The organism is Bradyrhizobium algeriense, from assembly GCF_003062295.1.
GTDB lineage: Bacteria > Pseudomonadota > Alphaproteobacteria > Rhizobiales > Xanthobacteraceae > Bradyrhizobium > Bradyrhizobium algeriense.
Genome location: NZ_PYCN01000017.1, coordinates 55,030 through 68,989 on the forward strand (window position 1 = coordinate 55,030; position 13,960 = coordinate 68,989).

Annotated in this window: 17 protein-coding genes; 7 read left to right on the plus strand and 10 right to left on the minus strand. The window is 63.6% G+C overall.

The window, feature by feature from the left end:
• The first annotated feature begins 51 nt into the window (after positions 1 to 51).
• From C7G61_RS27105 to C7G61_RS27115, 3 genes are all read left to right on the plus strand, one after another.
• A complete protein-coding gene (locus C7G61_RS27105; RefSeq protein ID WP_108519743.1) occupies positions 52 to 630 on the plus strand; it encodes a hypothetical protein in 579 nt (192 codons plus the stop codon).
• Positions 631 to 675: 45 nt separating this feature from the next.
• The gene (locus tag C7G61_RS27110) at positions 676 to 1,233 is read left to right on the plus strand and encodes an inner membrane-spanning protein YciB (protein ID WP_108519744.1); all 558 of its coding nucleotides are present in this window, start codon (positions 676 to 678) and stop codon (positions 1,231 to 1,233) included.
• A 130-nt stretch (positions 1,234 to 1,363) separates the two neighbouring features.
• Positions 1,364 to 1,660: a hypothetical protein gene (locus C7G61_RS27115; protein ID WP_108519745.1), complete on the plus strand. Its 297-nt coding sequence runs from the start codon at positions 1,364 to 1,366 to the stop codon at positions 1,658 to 1,660.
• Positions 1,661 to 1,738: 78 nt separating this feature from the next.
• Here C7G61_RS27115 and C7G61_RS27120 read toward each other — a convergent pair whose 3' ends face one another.
• From C7G61_RS27120 to C7G61_RS46170, 10 genes are all read right to left on the minus strand, one after another.
• Positions 1,739 to 2,671 carry a sugar-binding protein gene (locus tag C7G61_RS27120; protein ID WP_108519746.1) on the minus strand — a complete coding sequence of 311 codons (933 nt, stop codon included), beginning with the start codon at positions 2,669 to 2,671 and terminating at the stop codon, positions 1,739 to 1,741.
• A gap of 25 nt (positions 2,672 to 2,696) precedes the next feature.
• On the minus strand, positions 2,697 to 3,833 hold the full coding sequence (locus C7G61_RS27125; RefSeq protein ID WP_244608484.1) for an ABC transporter permease: 1,137 nt from the start codon (positions 3,831 to 3,833) through the stop codon (positions 2,697 to 2,699).
• Positions 3,833 to 4,597 (minus strand): ATP-binding cassette domain-containing protein, encoded by a 765-nt coding sequence (locus C7G61_RS27130; RefSeq protein WP_108519747.1) that lies wholly within the window; start codon positions 4,595 to 4,597, stop codon positions 3,833 to 3,835. Before C7G61_RS27130 ends, C7G61_RS27125 begins: the two co-directional genes overlap by 1 nt.
• 12 nt (positions 4,598 to 4,609) lie before the next feature.
• Positions 4,610 to 5,932 (minus strand): xylose isomerase, encoded by a 1,323-nt coding sequence (gene xylA, locus C7G61_RS27135; RefSeq protein ID WP_108519748.1) that lies wholly within the window; start codon positions 5,930 to 5,932, stop codon positions 4,610 to 4,612.
• Positions 5,933 to 7,387, minus strand: a complete 1,455-nt coding sequence (gene xylB / locus C7G61_RS27140; protein WP_108519749.1) for a xylulokinase — start codon at positions 7,385 to 7,387, stop codon at positions 5,933 to 5,935.
• A 99-nt stretch (positions 7,388 to 7,486) separates the two neighbouring features.
• Positions 7,487 to 8,530 (minus strand): LacI family DNA-binding transcriptional regulator, encoded by a 1,044-nt coding sequence (locus tag C7G61_RS27145; protein WP_108519750.1) that lies wholly within the window; start codon positions 8,528 to 8,530, stop codon positions 7,487 to 7,489.
• A 77-nt stretch (positions 8,531 to 8,607) separates the two neighbouring features.
• Complete coding sequence (locus C7G61_RS27150; RefSeq protein ID WP_108519751.1) at positions 8,608 to 9,282, minus strand: DUF429 domain-containing protein; 675 nt, start codon at positions 9,280 to 9,282, stop codon at positions 8,608 to 8,610.
• Complete coding sequence (locus C7G61_RS27155; protein WP_108519752.1) at positions 9,279 to 10,931, minus strand: fumarate hydratase; 1,653 nt, start codon at positions 10,929 to 10,931, stop codon at positions 9,279 to 9,281. The genes C7G61_RS27150 and C7G61_RS27155 overlap by 4 nt, the downstream gene beginning before the upstream one ends.
• 134 nt (positions 10,932 to 11,065) lie before the next feature.
• Positions 11,066 to 11,353: a type II toxin-antitoxin system RelE/ParE family toxin gene (locus C7G61_RS47525; RefSeq protein ID WP_108519753.1), complete on the minus strand. Its 288-nt coding sequence runs from the start codon at positions 11,351 to 11,353 to the stop codon at positions 11,066 to 11,068.
• Entirely contained in the window at positions 11,346 to 11,708 is a 363-nt protein-coding gene (locus C7G61_RS46170; protein ID WP_244608485.1) for a hypothetical protein, read from the minus strand. The genes C7G61_RS47525 and C7G61_RS46170 overlap by 8 nt, the downstream gene beginning before the upstream one ends.
• 42 nt (positions 11,709 to 11,750) lie before the next feature.
• Here C7G61_RS46170 and C7G61_RS27170 point away from each other — a divergent pair, with 42 nt between their 5' ends.
• The 4 genes from C7G61_RS27170 to C7G61_RS27185 all read left to right on the plus strand — a co-directional run bounded on the left by C7G61_RS27170 (position 11,751) and on the right by C7G61_RS27185 (position 13,939).
• Complete coding sequence (locus C7G61_RS27170) at positions 11,751 to 12,281, plus strand: hypothetical protein (protein ID WP_108519845.1); 531 nt, start codon at positions 11,751 to 11,753, stop codon at positions 12,279 to 12,281.
• 77 nt (positions 12,282 to 12,358) lie between these two features.
• On the plus strand, positions 12,359 to 12,835 hold the full coding sequence (locus C7G61_RS27175; protein ID WP_108519755.1) for a hypothetical protein: 477 nt from the start codon (positions 12,359 to 12,361) through the stop codon (positions 12,833 to 12,835).
• Between the two features lie 153 nt (positions 12,836 to 12,988).
• On the plus strand, positions 12,989 to 13,174 hold the full coding sequence (locus tag C7G61_RS27180) for a hypothetical protein (protein WP_108519756.1): 186 nt from the start codon (positions 12,989 to 12,991) through the stop codon (positions 13,172 to 13,174).
• A gap of 90 nt (positions 13,175 to 13,264) precedes the next feature.
• Positions 13,265 to 13,939 (plus strand): methyltransferase family protein, encoded by a 675-nt coding sequence (locus C7G61_RS27185; RefSeq protein ID WP_108519757.1) that lies wholly within the window; start codon positions 13,265 to 13,267, stop codon positions 13,937 to 13,939.
• Positions 13,940 to 13,960 lie beyond the last annotated feature (21 nt).

The following is a 13,960-nucleotide window of genomic DNA, read 5'->3' on the forward strand; positions in this document are numbered from 1 at the left end:
CCTCCCCCATAGTTTATCTTTACGTTGTAAAGATTAGCCCGAGAGGCTGCCATGACCATCTTCCTGATCCTCGCCCCATTCGGTTCGTTCGCCCTGCTGATGCTGGTGACCTCCGCCGAGATCAGCCTGTTCGTATCGGCCGGGATTTGCCTCGCCGTCATCGGCATAGACGTCTACCGCGGCCGTTCGATCAAGATGCTCGGCGCGGGCTGCGTCGTCGTGTTCGCCGCACTCGGCGCATACGTTGCGCTGGTAGATCCGAACCTGAGTCATTCGGCTGTCAAGCTGACAGTTGATATCGGCGTGCTCGCAATATCGCTGGCGTCGCTCGTCATCCGCAAACCGTTCGTGCTGCAATATGCGCTCGAGGAGGTCGATGCCGAGACGGCGAAGCTGCCCGGTTTCAAGAAGGCGATCTATATCATCACCTGGGCGTGGACCGGCGCCTTTGTCCTGATGATCGCGGGTAACGTGCTGATGATCTACGTGCCGGGCGTGCCGCTCTGGTCCGGGCTCGTGATCGCCTTCGCCGCCCGCAACAGCGCCGCCTATTTCACGACATGGTATCCACAATATCGCAAGACAAAGTATGGTTCCGCGCCGGCCAACGCCCTGCCCGGCACCCACTAAGTACCCCTTTCGATCCGCAACAATCCTCCAGCAGAAAGCAAGCCGATGAAGGACGTATTCGCCAGACTGGGCGCCGATTTTTTCTCCACCATCCTGTTCATCGCGATCTACCTCGCCACCGACAACGTGCTGCTGGCGACCGGTATGGCGATCGCAGGCGCCATCGCGCAAGTGATCTACTCGCGCGTCAAGGGCAGCGAACTCGGCTACATGACCTGGGCGAGCCTCGCGCTCGTCATCGTGCTCGGCAGCGCGACGCTTTTGACCCACGACCCGCGCTTCGTGCTGGCGAAGCCCGCGATCGGGCATTTTGCGATCGGCGTCATCATGCTCAAGCGCGGCTGGATGCTGCGCTATATGCCGCCGATCGTGGCACAGACCATTCCCGAATATGTCACCTTCGCGGGCTATGCTTGGGCCGCACTGTGCTTCGTGCTCGCCGCCGGCACCATCGGCGTCGCCATGACCGGCGACATGAAGCTGTGGACGTTCTACGTGACCGTCGTACTGGTCGGCGCCAAGATTGCCGCCTTCGCAATTCAATACATCGCGTTTCGTGTCTTGGTCGGCAGCCGGCTTCGCGCTGCCGCCCAGCGCGCCTGAAGAAATACGCGTCAAAAGGACGCTTGAGACGGTTGGGCTTGTATGGCGAGATAGGCTATACCGCCGGTCGAGTTGGCGGGATCTTGCAAACCATTCCGGTTTGCCGGGAAGAAATGTCGGGGAGACAAAGATGGCCGTGGACGGAAACTGGAACATCACCATGAGCACGCCGATGGGCGAGCGCAATGCAACGCTGTCGCTGACGAGCGCGGGTGGTACGCTGACCGGCACCCAGGGCGCCGACGGCAATTCCGGCGAAATATTTGACGGCACCGTCAACGGCGACGACGTCGCCTGGAAGATCTCCATCACCAACCCGATGCCGCTGACGCTTGCCTTCACCGGCAAGGTTTCCGGAGACAGCATGTCCGGCGAAATGGGCATCGGCCCGATGGGCAGCTTCCCCTTCACGGGATCGCGGGCGTAAGAGCCTCCATCGATCGCGATCAGATCGGAACTGACGGTCCGGGGCCAGCCCCGGACCGTTTCCGCGTTCACGCTGGACCTATTTCAGCATCTGCGCGACGTTGTCCTTGGTGACGAGATCGAGGCCGGTATGGACGATCTCCGGCACCTTCCCGCCCTTCTTGATCGCGAGCAGGATATCCATCGACTTCTCGCCCATCTCGAACGGCCGCTGCCCCGTCAGCGCGTTGGCATAGCCGTCACGCAACAGCTCGAGCTGCATCTTCAGCGTATCTGCAACGACGAGGGTGAACTTGCCGGAATCGATGTCCTTCTTGTTCTTGCTGGCGAAGGCCTTGAAGCCTTCCGGCGCGAACATCGGCCAGCCGCCGACCGGCACGATCGCGGCTAGGTCGGGCGTTGCGGTCCGCAGGTCCGTCATCTGCTGAACGGCGAGCGCGGGATCGTCGTTGCAGAACGTCGGTGAGCCACCGACCTCGACCCATTTCGATCCCTTCAGCGCCTCACGGACGCCATCGACGCGCTCGGCGAGGTTCTTGGCGCCTGGCCCGCCCGAGACCATGGCGTATTTGCCGCCCTCGGGGCGGAGCTGCAGCAATTGCTTGCCAAGCGCGACACCGAACTCCTTGTTGTTGGTGCCGATATAGGCGATGCGCTTGGACCCCGGCGCATCCGCATCGAAGGTGATGACGGGAATGCCGGCAGCACTCGCCGCCTCGATCGACTTGGTCATGGCCGCGACGTCGGCGACCGAGATCGCGAGGCCATCGACCTTCTGCGTGACGAAGTCCTGGATGATCTGCGCCTGCGTTGCCGGCTCGTGCTCGACCGGCCCCCTGTAGATGCATTCGATGTTGCCGAGTTCCTTGGCGCGCTTCTGGCAGCCGTCGCGCGCGAAATCGAAGAACGGATTGTTCATCGCCTTGGGCACGATGACGAAGCGGTAGGTCTGGGCGAGCGCCGGCGTCACCATCATCGCGATCGCCATGCCGGCAAGCAGAACTTTCCTCATTGGTTCCCTCCACACGTTTGATTGCCTATCCTGAATTGCCTGATCCGGGAGCGGATAGACGAGGCCTTATTGTCTCCCGGCCAGTGTCCCTCACAGCATCCCGGTCGACCAGCACCGCCAGGATGATGATCACGCCCACCAATGTCTGCTGCCAGTAGGAGCTGATCTGTGCGAGCACGAGGCCATTGCGAATCACCTCGAGCAGCACGCAGCCGACGATGGCGCCGAGCGGCCCACCGATGCCGCCGGCAAGGTTGGCGCCGCCAATCACCGCGGCCGCGATCACGGTGAGCTCATAGGAGGTCGCCATGTTCGCCGGCGCCGAGCCGAGCCAGCCGCAGATGATGATCCCCTGCAGGCCGGCGGCGAGCGCGCAGATCACATAGACCTCGATCTTGACCCGCACTACCGAGATGCCGGTGAGTTCGGCCGCCTTCTCATTGCCGCCGAGCGCGAAGACGTGACGGCCGAACGTCGTATGGTGCAGCGCGACCGCCATGAGCAACGCGAGGATCACGAGATAGATGAAGGGCATGGGCACGCCGAGCACGTCCCCTGAGGTCAGCGCATAGAAATAGTCGGCATCCGGTCCGCCCGGAAAACTGCCGCGGCCGTTCGAGACGACATAGCCGAGGCCGCGCACGATCGAGAGCATGCCGAGCGTGGTCACGAACGGCGACAGCCCGAGTACGGCGATGCAGAAGCCGTTGACGAGGCCGACGATCAGCGCCACGCCGAGCCCCGCAAGCACCGAGACGACGAGGATGAGACCGGGCACGTTGGCGACCACGGTCTTGCCGTCGGCGGCGAAATGCACGAACAGCGACGCCCCCGGCATGCCCGGCGTCGACAGGCCAGTCATCACCATCGAGGTGATCATGGCCGAGAAGCACATCATCGAGCCGACCGAAAGATCGATGCCGCCGGTAATGATGACGAAGGTAACGCCGAGGGCGGCGATGGCGATGAACGAAAAGTTCTTCGCCACGTTCTGCATGTTGCCTTGGGTGAAGAAGAAGGGGCTCGCGAAATGCATCACGATCAGCAGCACGACCAGCGCGAGCGTGACATAGCCGGTTTGCGACGCGAACACGCCGCGCTGCCACCACCTGGACTGGCCGACATTGGTGAAGGAGATCGGGGATTCCATCGGCAGAGCCATCAGGCCGCCTCCTTCGCGCCGGTGATGAGGGCCGTCACCTCTTCGGGGCTGGTATCGGCGATCGACTTGTCCGCCCGCTTCTCGCCCCGCCGCATCACGACGACGCGGTCGCAGACCGCGAAGACGTCAGGCATCCGGTGCGAGATCAGCATGACGGCCACGCCCTGCTCCTTCAGGCGATGGATCAGGCTCAAGACCTGCTCGACCTGACGGACCGAGATCGCGGCGGTCGGCTCGTCCATCATCACGAGCTTGGCGTTGGACAGCCGCGTCCGCGCGATCGCGACCGCCTGGCGCTGGCCGCCCGACATCTGCTTGACGAGATCATGCGGCCGGGTCTCCGAACGCAGCTCGCCGAACAGTTCGAGCGCCCGCGCGGCCATCGCCCCGTGATCGAGGAAGGCGAACGGGCCGATCTTGCGCTTCAGCTCGCGGCCGAGGAAGACATTGGCCGCAGCCGTCAGATTGTCAGCGAGCGCAAGATCCTGGTACACGACCTCGATCCCAACGGCGCGGGCGTCAACCGGGCGATAGAAATGCACGACGTTGCCGTCGAAGCGCACCTCGCCATGACTCGGCGGAAAATTGCCGGCGATGATCTTGACCAGCGTCGACTTGCCGGCGCCGTTGTCGCCCATCAGGCCGACGACCTCGCCGGGATAGACCTTCATGTCGACGTCATGCAGCGCGCGGATCGCGCCGAACTCCTTGCCAATGCCGGTCAGCTCCAAAACCGGTTGCGCTGTTGCATGAGGACTTGCCATGAACGGCCTCGCTCAAACGTACCGGTTAACCAGAGATTCCAGATATTCCTGACGGCCCGAGCGCGGCTGCGGATCGAACCCGGACCCCATCGCGCGATCGGCGAGATCGGCCAGCGAATGCTGGCCCGCGAGGATCGCGCGCCCCTCGGCGCCGGCCCATCCTTTATAGCGCTCGGCGAGCGGCGCAGTGAGCACGCCCGCATCGAGCATGTCGGCCGCGGCCAGGAAGGCGCGTGCGCAGGCATCCATCGAGCCGACATGGGCATGAATCAGATCGTCGGGATCGATCGACTGGCGCCTGATCTTGGCATCGAAATTGAGCCCGCCTGACGTGAAGCCACCGCGGTTCAGTATCTCGTGGAACACCAGAACCAGCTCCGGCACGTTCATCGCGAACTGATCGGTGTCCCAGCCCAGCAAATCGTCGCCGCGATTGATGTCGAGCGAGCCGAACACTCCGAGCGCTTCCGCAAGGGCCACCTCGTGCTGGAACGAATGGCCGGCCAGGATGGCGTGGTTCTGCTCGATATTGAGCTTGACGTCTTTCAAGAGGTCATAGCGCTGCAGGAAGCCGTAGCAGGTCGCGACGTCGAAGTCGTATTGATGCTTGGTGGGCTCCTTCGGCTTCGGCTCGATCAGGATCGGGCCCTTGAAACCGATCTTGTGCTTGTGCTCGACGACAAGCGATACGAAGCGGCCGAGCTGGTCGAGCTCGCGACCGATGTCGGTGTTGAGCAGCGTCTCGTAGCCCTCGCGCCCGCCCCACAGCACATAGTTCTGGCCGCCGAGCCGATGCGTCACTTCGAGCGCGGCGCGCACCTGCCCCGCGGCATAGGTGAAAATCTCCGGATCCGGATTGGTCGCAGCACCCGCCATGTAGCGGCGATGCGAGAACAAGTTGGCCGTGCCCCAGAGCAGACGGACCTTGGCTGTCGCCATCCTCTGTTCGAAGACATCAGCGATGGCGTTCAGGTTGGCAACGGACTCGGCAAGCGTCCGCCCCTCGGGAGCTGCATCTGCGTCGTGAAAGGCGAAGAAGGGAATGTCGAGCAGGTGGAACAGTTCGAAGGCGACATCGGCCTTGGCGCGCGCCTGTGCCATTGCATCGGAGCCATGGTGCCAGGGTCGCAGAAAAGTCTCGCCGCCGAACGGATCGAGCCCGGGCCAGCAGAACGAATGCCAGTAACAGACCGCAAAGCGCAGATGATCTTCGAGCCGTCGCCCGCGCACGACGCGGTCCTTGTCGTACCAGCGGAAGGCGAGCGGAGTTGAGGCCTGCGCGCCGCCATAGGCGATCGGCGTGCGGATGGTGAAGAATTCGGATGCCGCGTTCACTTAAGTACACTCCTTCAGCGCAGGATAGAGCTTTCGCCATTGATGATAGGCGTCGTCATAGGCCGCGACCGCCGACGGGCGCGGCATGAACGTCGAAAGCCGCCGCGGACGCGTGCAGACATCCAGAGGCTCTTCGCCGGTCGCGGCGAGCCGGCCGAGCCGCGCCGCGCCGAGCGCAGCCCCTACCTCGCCCTCCTCGACGCGATGGACGGGAATGCCGAGCACGTCGGCGCAGATCTGCGCCCACAGCGCCGAGCGCGATCCGCCGCCAACGAAATCGACCTCTGTAATATTCGAACTGGCGCTTCCCAGCGCATTGAGATTATCGCGCGCCGCAAACGCCACGCCTTCGAGCACGGCCTGCACCATCTCGTTACGCCCGCTCGCGCTGCGAAGCCCGACGAACGTGCCGCTCGCCGCCGCATCATTGTGCGGCGTGCGCTCGCCATCAAGGTAAGGCAGGAATTTTACGGGGCTCGGCCGGTCTACGACGTCGCCCAACGGCGCGAGCAGCGCCGGTGCCGGCGTGGCCATCACATCCGACAACCAGGCCAGCGACGCCGCCGCCGCCAGCATCACGCCCATCTGGTGCCAGCGGCCGGGCAACGCATGGCAGAAGGCATGCACGGCTGACGCCGCTGCCGGCGCAAACCGGTCGGTGACGCGGAACAAAACGCCCGATGTTCCCAGCGACAGGAAGGCGTCGCCCGGCGCGATGGCGCCAAGCCCGATCGCGCTCGCGGCGCAATCACCGGCGCCACCGGCAACCACGACGCTTTGTGTCATGCCCCAGCGCTGCGCGAGTTCAGGTGAAAGCATCGCGCTTGCCTGGCTGCCCTCGACGAGGCGCGGCATGTGGCTGATGTCGAGACCGGTGGCCTGCAGCAGTTCTTCGGACCAACGGCGCCGGCCGACATCGAGCCATAGCGTTCCCGCCGCGTCCGACATGTCCTCGACGATCTCGCCGGTCAGGCGATAGCGGACATAGGCCTTGGGTAGCAGCACCTTGGCCAGTTTCCTGAACGTCTCGGGCTCGTGCCGCGCCACCCACAACAGCTTTGGCGCGGTGAAGCCGGGCATCGCGAGGTTGCCCGCGATTGCGTGCAATGCGGGACATTGTCGCTCCAGTTCGGCGCATTCGGCATGCGAACGGCCATCGTTCCAGAGGATGGCCGGACGCAAGGGACGGCCAGCGGCGTCGAGCAGTGTCGCGCCGTGCATCTGGCCGGACAGTCCGATGCCGCAGACAGCAGCCGCTTCGCGCGGATGCGCGGCCGCGAGATCATCGACGGCGCCGATCGCGCCATAGACCCAGGCATCGGGATCCTGCTCGGACCACAGCGGCGCGGGATGCGACAGCGCAAGCTCGCGCGCGGCAGTGGCGATAACGGCGCCAGCCTCGTTCACGAGTACCGCCTTCACACCGGACGTGCCGATGTCCATTCCGAGATACACGAACCATCCTCCCTTCCGGCTCTGCGCGGCGTGCGAACTGCGTCGCCTTTTCCGCACGAGAGCCGTCTTGCAACGTCGCCTGCCGTCCGGCCGTTCCGATTACGGCAGATTGTCCCGCATCACGATGTCGATCCGGATCTTCTCCTGTTCACTCAAGATCGGCTCGCCGCGCGCAAGCGCCAGCAGCACCCGCACGGCGGCGCGCGCTTCATGTCCCGGGTTCTGCGAGATCGCGGCATCCATCACGCCCTGCAGCAGCAGCTTGCGTGTCAGCACTGTGACGTCGTGGCCGACGAATACGACCTGCTTGTCGCGTCCGGACCCGATCAGCGCCTTGGCGACACCCGGCGTCCCGGCGCCGACATTGTAGAGGCCGACCATGTCCGGATGATCGCGCAGCAGGCGTGCGGTCAGCTCTTCCGAGCGCGCATCGTCGTCGCGGCCTTCGAGCACCGGCAGCACATCGAGGCCTGCGAATTCGGACGCCATCACCTGGTTGAAGCCGAAGATGCGTTCGGCGTGGTCGCGCAGGCCTTGCGAGCCCGCGATGATCGCGACCTTGCCCTGTCGCGCGCACACCAGGCGGCCAACCAGCGCGCCCGCGGTGCGGCCGGCCGCGATATTGTCGATGCCAACATAGTGGTGCCGCCGCGAGGACGGCACGTCCGATACCAACGTCACGATTTCGGTACCGCTATCGACGAGATCATTGATCGCTGCCCGCACGCTCGGATGATCGAGCGCGACTACCGCCACGCCATCGAAATCGCCGGCGAGCTGCTCAAGGCAGCCGGTCAGCACCATCGGATCGAACACGTCGGTTGCGATTATCTCGACCGAAAGACGGCGCGCCGAAAGCCAACCCGACATCTCGCCGAGATAGGCCTCGATCTGCTGCATGAAGAGGTTCGGGCCTGACGGCATCACGAAGGCAAAGCGCCGCGCACGGCCGCGGGCGAGTTCGGCCGCCGCGACATGCGGCTGGAAGGCGTTACGCTCGATCGCCTCCTTCACGCGCCGCACGGTGTCCGGCCGCACGCCGGGGCGGTTGTGCAGCACGCGGTCGACGGTGGCGAGGCTGACGCCGGCCTGGCGGGCGATGTCCCTCAGCGTCAGCGGCGCGCTCGCGACCTCTTCCTTCATGGCGGTAACCTAGCAGAGGGCTTTTGAGGTACGCAACTCATTTTGAGGCGTAATTTTTACTACCTGCGGAAATATCCCTAGAACCAGATCTGCATCGGTAGGCCGTGCACGTCCAATGGCGGCGTCCCCTCCGGAACGCAGCCCTGCGGCTCCCGTGCTGCAATCGCAACCGCGCAGGCGTCCAGCACATCGTCGCGCTTGGCGCCGGTGCCGATGCGTGCCTCGCTCAGCCACTCGTCGATCTCGCGAAAGCCAAAGCGCTTGAGCAGCCTGCGGCGGAGCGCATCGCCCTCCTCCGACTTCTTCGGCGGAAGCGGCTCGCAGCCGTTCATCCGCAGGAAGACAAGTTCAGGATGGACCTCGCGGATATCGCGTGCGGGATGCGCGCGAACGAAGGCGTCGACCTCCGAAATCTTCGGGCCGAGATGCCAGAGCTGCCGCGACACACGTTTCTGGCCGCGGCCTAGCGCGTCCTTGTTGGCCTCGTCCGGATCATCGAACTCCTGCCAAAGCCAGCGCCGCGCGCCCGTGAAGACGCGCGACGTATGCGGGCGGAGTCTTTCACGCGCGAGTCGGTCACAATCACGCTCGCCGTCATCGGTCATGCCGACCGGGATATCGATGCCGGCACGGTCGAACGGGCGCGCCAGCGCGTCCACAATATCAGCGTGGAAGGAGATTGTTTGCCGGTCGCCATCGAGGCATACGGCGACCCACCCCTTGCTGAACCCGTCGAGGCCCAGCGCCCTCACCCCAGATTCAATTCCTTGAAGAAGTCGTTGCCCTTGTCGTCGATGATGATGAAGGCCGGGAAATCCTCGACCTCGATGCGCCAGATCGCTTCCATGCCGAGTTCGGGATATTCGACGACCTCGACCTTCTTGATGCAGTGCTCGGCGAGGTTTGCCGCAGCACCTCCGATCGAGCCGAGATAGAAGCCGCCGTGCTTCTTGCAGGCCTCGCGCACCGCGACCGCGCGGTTGCCCTTGGCGACCATCACCATCGATCCGCCAGCCGCCTGGAACTGGTCGACGAAGGAATCCATCCGACCTGCGGTGGTCGGACCGAACGCGCCGGAGGCGTAGCCGTCGGGCGTCTTGGCGGGACCGGCGTAATACACCGGATGGTTCTTGAAGTAATCCGGCAGCGGCTCGCCCTTCTCCAGCCGCTCGCGCAGTTTGGCGTGCGCGGAATCGCGGGCCACGATCATAGTGCCAGTCATCGATACGCGCGTCTTGATCGGATATTGCGACAGCGTCGCCAGAATCTCCTTCATCGGTTTGTTGAGATCGATCTTGACGACCTCGCCGCCGAGCGACTGTTCGACGGCCGGCAGATATTGCGCCGGATTGTGCTCGAGCTCCTCAAGATAGACGCCGTCTTTTGTAATTTTGCCGAGCACCTGGCGATCCGCCGAGCAGGACACGCCGAGCCCGATCGGCAGCGACGCGCCATGGCGAGGCATCCGGATCACGCGCACGTCGTGGCAGAAATACTTGCCGCCGAACTGCGCGCCGACGCCGAGCGACTGCGTCATCTTCAGAATCTCTTGCTCCATCTCCAGATCGCGGAACGCGTTGCCATCTGCCGAGCCTTGGGTGGGCAGCGCGTCGAGATAACGCGCGGATGCAAGTTTTACGGTCTTCATGCAGAGCTCGGCGGAAGTGCCCCCGATCACGATCGCAAGGTGATACGGCGGGCACGCCGCGGTGCCGAGCGTGAGCACCTTCTCTTTCAGGAACGCCAGCAGGCGATCCTTGGTCAGAACGGATGGAGTCGCCTGGAACAGAAAACTCTTGTTGGCGGAGCCGCCGCCCTTGGCCATGAACATGAACTTGTAGGCGTCATCTCCCTCGGCGTAGATCTCGCACTGCGCCGGCATGTTGTTGGCGGTGTTCTTTTCCTCATACATCGACAAGGGCGCCACCTGCGAGTAGCGCAGGTTACGGCGCAAGTAAGCGTCGCGCGCGCCTTCCGAGAGCGCGGCCTCATCGTCGCCGTCGGTGATGACGTTGCAGCCCTTCTTGCCCATGATGATCGCGGTGCCGGTATCCTGGCACATCGGCAGCACGCCGCCGGCTGCGATGTTGGCGTTCTTCAGGAAATCGAACGCAACGAACTTGTCGTTGTCGCTGGCTTCCTTGTCTTCCAGGATCGAGCGCAACTGCTTCAGATGCCCGGGCCGCAGGTAATGATTGATATCGCCGAAGGCAGCTTCCGAGAGCGCCCGCAGCGCCTCGCGCGACACAACGAGCATGTCCTTGCCGAGCACCTTCTCGACCCGCACGCCCTCGGCCGTGACCTTCTTGTAGGGGGTGGTGTCCGGTCCCAGCGGAAACAGCGGCGTATGCTTGTAGGGCGGAACGGGCTTCTGGTCGGGAAAGGCAGTCGGGGCGTTCATGGCTGGCTCGTCTGTTCGAAAGGCCGGAGACGTCCCGGGGGGACTTCGGGCCGGCGATAGAGCCGTTCTAAGCACTTTTTGGATAAAGGGAAGGTTTTGCGGAGCTTCCAGACCAGCGGTTTCCGCATCGCCCATCAGGCCTGCCGATCCCGCGCGCCATGCACAATGGCAATCACCTCAATCGCGCCGGCGGCCTCATCCACCGAGTAGACTATAATATAGGGCGTTTCCAACAATTCGCGCGTTCCATCGACCAGACCCGGCCTCCCCATATGCGAAAGGCCGGCGACAGCGAGCCGATTGATGCGAAGCTGGATGCGCCGAACCAGTTCGGCGGCTGCGCTCGGGCTATCTTTGAAATCCAGTCGAATATCCCGTCGAGATCGCGGGCGGCTGACTCGTGAACGACAATCTTCATTCACCGAGACGCCGGCGAAGCCGCTCGTTGAACTCTTCCAACGTCAATTTCCGGGCGTTCGGATCGGCGCGCCGACGCCGGACTTCCTCGACCTGTTCATCGGTCAGCCGGTAGACGCTTTCGTTCTGCGATTCCATTAGCATCAAGACCTTGGCAGCGTCCTCTTGACGCTCGCTCGGCCAAGTCAACACGCGATCCAGGACAGCTTTCACCTGCTCTTTCGTCATGGCGCCACCATAGCACGGTTCAGGATAGCTGTAACCCCTCGCTGACAATCTTCGCGGAATGACTTCACTTCGTACAATTTTTGGATGCGGCCTCAGATCGCCATTGAACCGTTCCGGGCGCTCTTCAGACAAACCGGAGATTTCCAATGGTCCCTGAAACCGATTGCGATTGAAATGAGCTCCGCCACGACAGTGCCTGATGCAGCCCCTGTCCCGATCCGTGCCCCGCGGCTACTCGGGCTTTATCTGCTTCTGATCATCATTGCCGCCATCGAAGCCTTCGACGGGCTGTCGCATGCGCCGATCCTGTTCGACGACATGTCGAAAATTCCCGGCCCCGGTGTCGGCGGCGCGATCATCAAGGCGTATATCGCAAGCCACCCGTCGCTGGCGCTGGCGGCGCTGGCGTTCGCCACCGTCGGCCGGCTGCGTTATGCGATCATCACGCTTGGAGCGCTCGTGCTCATGGCGTGGCTGAACTTCATGCCCTCGGTGGCGCGGCACGGGTTCGATTTCCGTGGAGTCTCCGCCTTCGAGACGCCGGTCCGGATCATCGCGTTCCCGTTAATGGCCGGCTGCGCCATCGCACTTGCCGCACGCGGCCAGCGGCTCGGGCTTGCCACCGTGCTGGTCAGTATTCCCACGCTGTACAGCGTGTTCGCCGTGATCGCCTTTGGGATCGGCATCATCCTCTACGGTTTCTGACAAGCAAGTTGACTTCCGCGCGCGGCCCTTGCAGGAAATCCGCGCGCGGGGTTCAATGGCGCAAAGGGGCATTCACCATGGCTTTAGGACTACAATTTCACCGACCAACCTTGCTTGCCGCCACGCTGGCGCTGGTTGCTGTGGTCGGCGCATCGCCGGCGCAGGCCGACCGCTGCGACGATATCGCCAAGGAATTGAAGAACCAGATCGACGGCCTCAAGATCAGCGTCAATACCGGCAACATGATCTATCTGACGCATCCGGCGGCGAAGGAGCTGTCGCTCGGCTGCCGCGGCCGCAACTATTCCAACGAGCTCTACGCCAAGGCGGACCGCAAGCCGAAGCCGCAATTCTTCGAACTGATCGCCTCGGCCGGCGCCATCATTTTCACGATTCCGAAGCCCGACGTTGCGACCGGCTCCTCGCGCTGCATCAAGCGCATGGGCATCCTGCGCGGCGACAAGGTCTCCATGCGCTTCCGCCGGCTCAACATGGAATGCACGCGCACCAAGACCGAGGCTTCGATCGTGGTGACCCGCGGCAAGGACGAGTAGCCGCTCCCGATCCGTCGCATTCTAACGATTTCGCGAGTCGCCCGTTCACCATCGGCCGGGATTGACGGCGTCGGCGCGAAATTGCCGCGCGGAATTCACCAATCGTTCGCTTCAAGCCGGCCAGTGTCGGAGGCAACCAAAAGGACGCCTCCGATGAATGTCTCTGCTGTCCCCGCAACGGTGGTGGTCAAACCGCCTGAAGTCCCCGTGTTCAAGGCTCCCGACAAGACCCCCGACGTGCAGAACGGCGCTGCCGCCGACGGCACCCGCACGCCGAAGCCGACGCAGATCGCTCCCCTGCCGCCAGGTCAGGGAACGCGGGTCGACCAGTTGGCGTAACGGTTCGCGTTCCGGCCAGGACGAAACCAACGCCGCAAGTTTGCCGGAAAATCGCGCGATCATGCTGTCACGGGCGAATGGAACCCGAACGTGATCGCAAAGCTTCTGTTGCAAAACACCATCGTCGTCATTGCCATGGGCGCGCTATTGTTCGCCGCGGCGGGTTCGCTGGACTGGCCGGCGGCGTGGGTAATGCTGATCGTCAGCGCGATCCTTGGTCCCGCCTGCGGATTGTGGCTAGCCAGGACCGATCCGGCGCTGCTCGCCGAGCGCATGCGGCCGACATTTCAGGCCAACCAGCCTGCCGCCGACAAGATATTCATGCTGATCTTCTTCCTGGCGCTGTTGCTATGGCTTGTTGCGATCGGCCTCGACCGGCGCGCGAACGCCTCCGACGTTCCGCTGCTGCTGCAGGCGCTCGGGCTTGCGATGTATCTGCTCTCGATCGCCTTCATCATGTGGGTGTTCCGCGAGAATTCGTTCGCCGCACCGGTCGTCAAGGTGCAGGCCGCGCGCCACCAACGCGTGATCTCGAGCGGGCCCTACGCCTTCGTCCGTCATCCCATGTATAGCGGCGTCATGCTGTACTTCCTTGGAATACCGCTGCTGCTGGGATCATGGTGGGGCGTGGCGATTGCGCCAGTGTTCGCCGTCCTGTTCGCCATTCGCGCCCGCATCGAGGAGCGCGCGCTGGTCGAGGGATTGCCTGATTATGCTGACTACGCCGCACGCGTGCGCTATCGTCTGGTGCCCGGACTTTGGTGAAAAAGGGGATGGCGAAGCGGA

Bases quoted from the DNA above. Each gene is read 5' to 3' on its own strand.
- C7G61_RS27120 (WP_108519746.1), bottom strand. From the start codon at position 2,671: ATGAGGAAAGTTCTGCTTGCCGGCATGGCGATCGCGATGATGGTGACG.
- C7G61_RS27105 (WP_108519743.1), top strand. From the start codon at position 52: ATGACCATCTTCCTGATCCTCGCCCCATTCGGTTCGTTCGCCCTGCTG.
- C7G61_RS27130 (WP_108519747.1), bottom strand. From the start codon at position 4,597: ATGGCAAGTCCTCATGCAACAGCGCAACCGGTTTTGGAGCTGACCGGC.
- C7G61_RS27115 (WP_108519745.1), top strand. From the start codon at position 1,364: ATGGCCGTGGACGGAAACTGGAACATCACCATGAGCACGCCGATGGGC.
- C7G61_RS27155 (WP_108519752.1), bottom strand. From the start codon at position 10,931: ATGAACGCCCCGACTGCCTTTCCCGACCAGAAGCCCGTTCCGCCCTAC.
- C7G61_RS27145 (WP_108519750.1), bottom strand. From the start codon at position 8,530: ATGAAGGAAGAGGTCGCGAGCGCGCCGCTGACGCTGAGGGACATCGCC.
- C7G61_RS27110 (WP_108519744.1), top strand. From the start codon at position 676: ATGAAGGACGTATTCGCCAGACTGGGCGCCGATTTTTTCTCCACCATC.
- C7G61_RS27180 (WP_108519756.1), top strand. From the start codon at position 12,989: ATGAATGTCTCTGCTGTCCCCGCAACGGTGGTGGTCAAACCGCCTGAA.
- C7G61_RS27170 (WP_108519845.1), top strand. From the start codon at position 11,751: ATGAGCTCCGCCACGACAGTGCCTGATGCAGCCCCTGTCCCGATCCGT.
- C7G61_RS27125 (WP_244608484.1), bottom strand. From the start codon at position 3,833: ATGGCTCTGCCGATGGAATCCCCGATCTCCTTCACCAATGTCGGCCAG.
- C7G61_RS27175 (WP_108519755.1), top strand. From the start codon at position 12,359: ATGGCTTTAGGACTACAATTTCACCGACCAACCTTGCTTGCCGCCACG.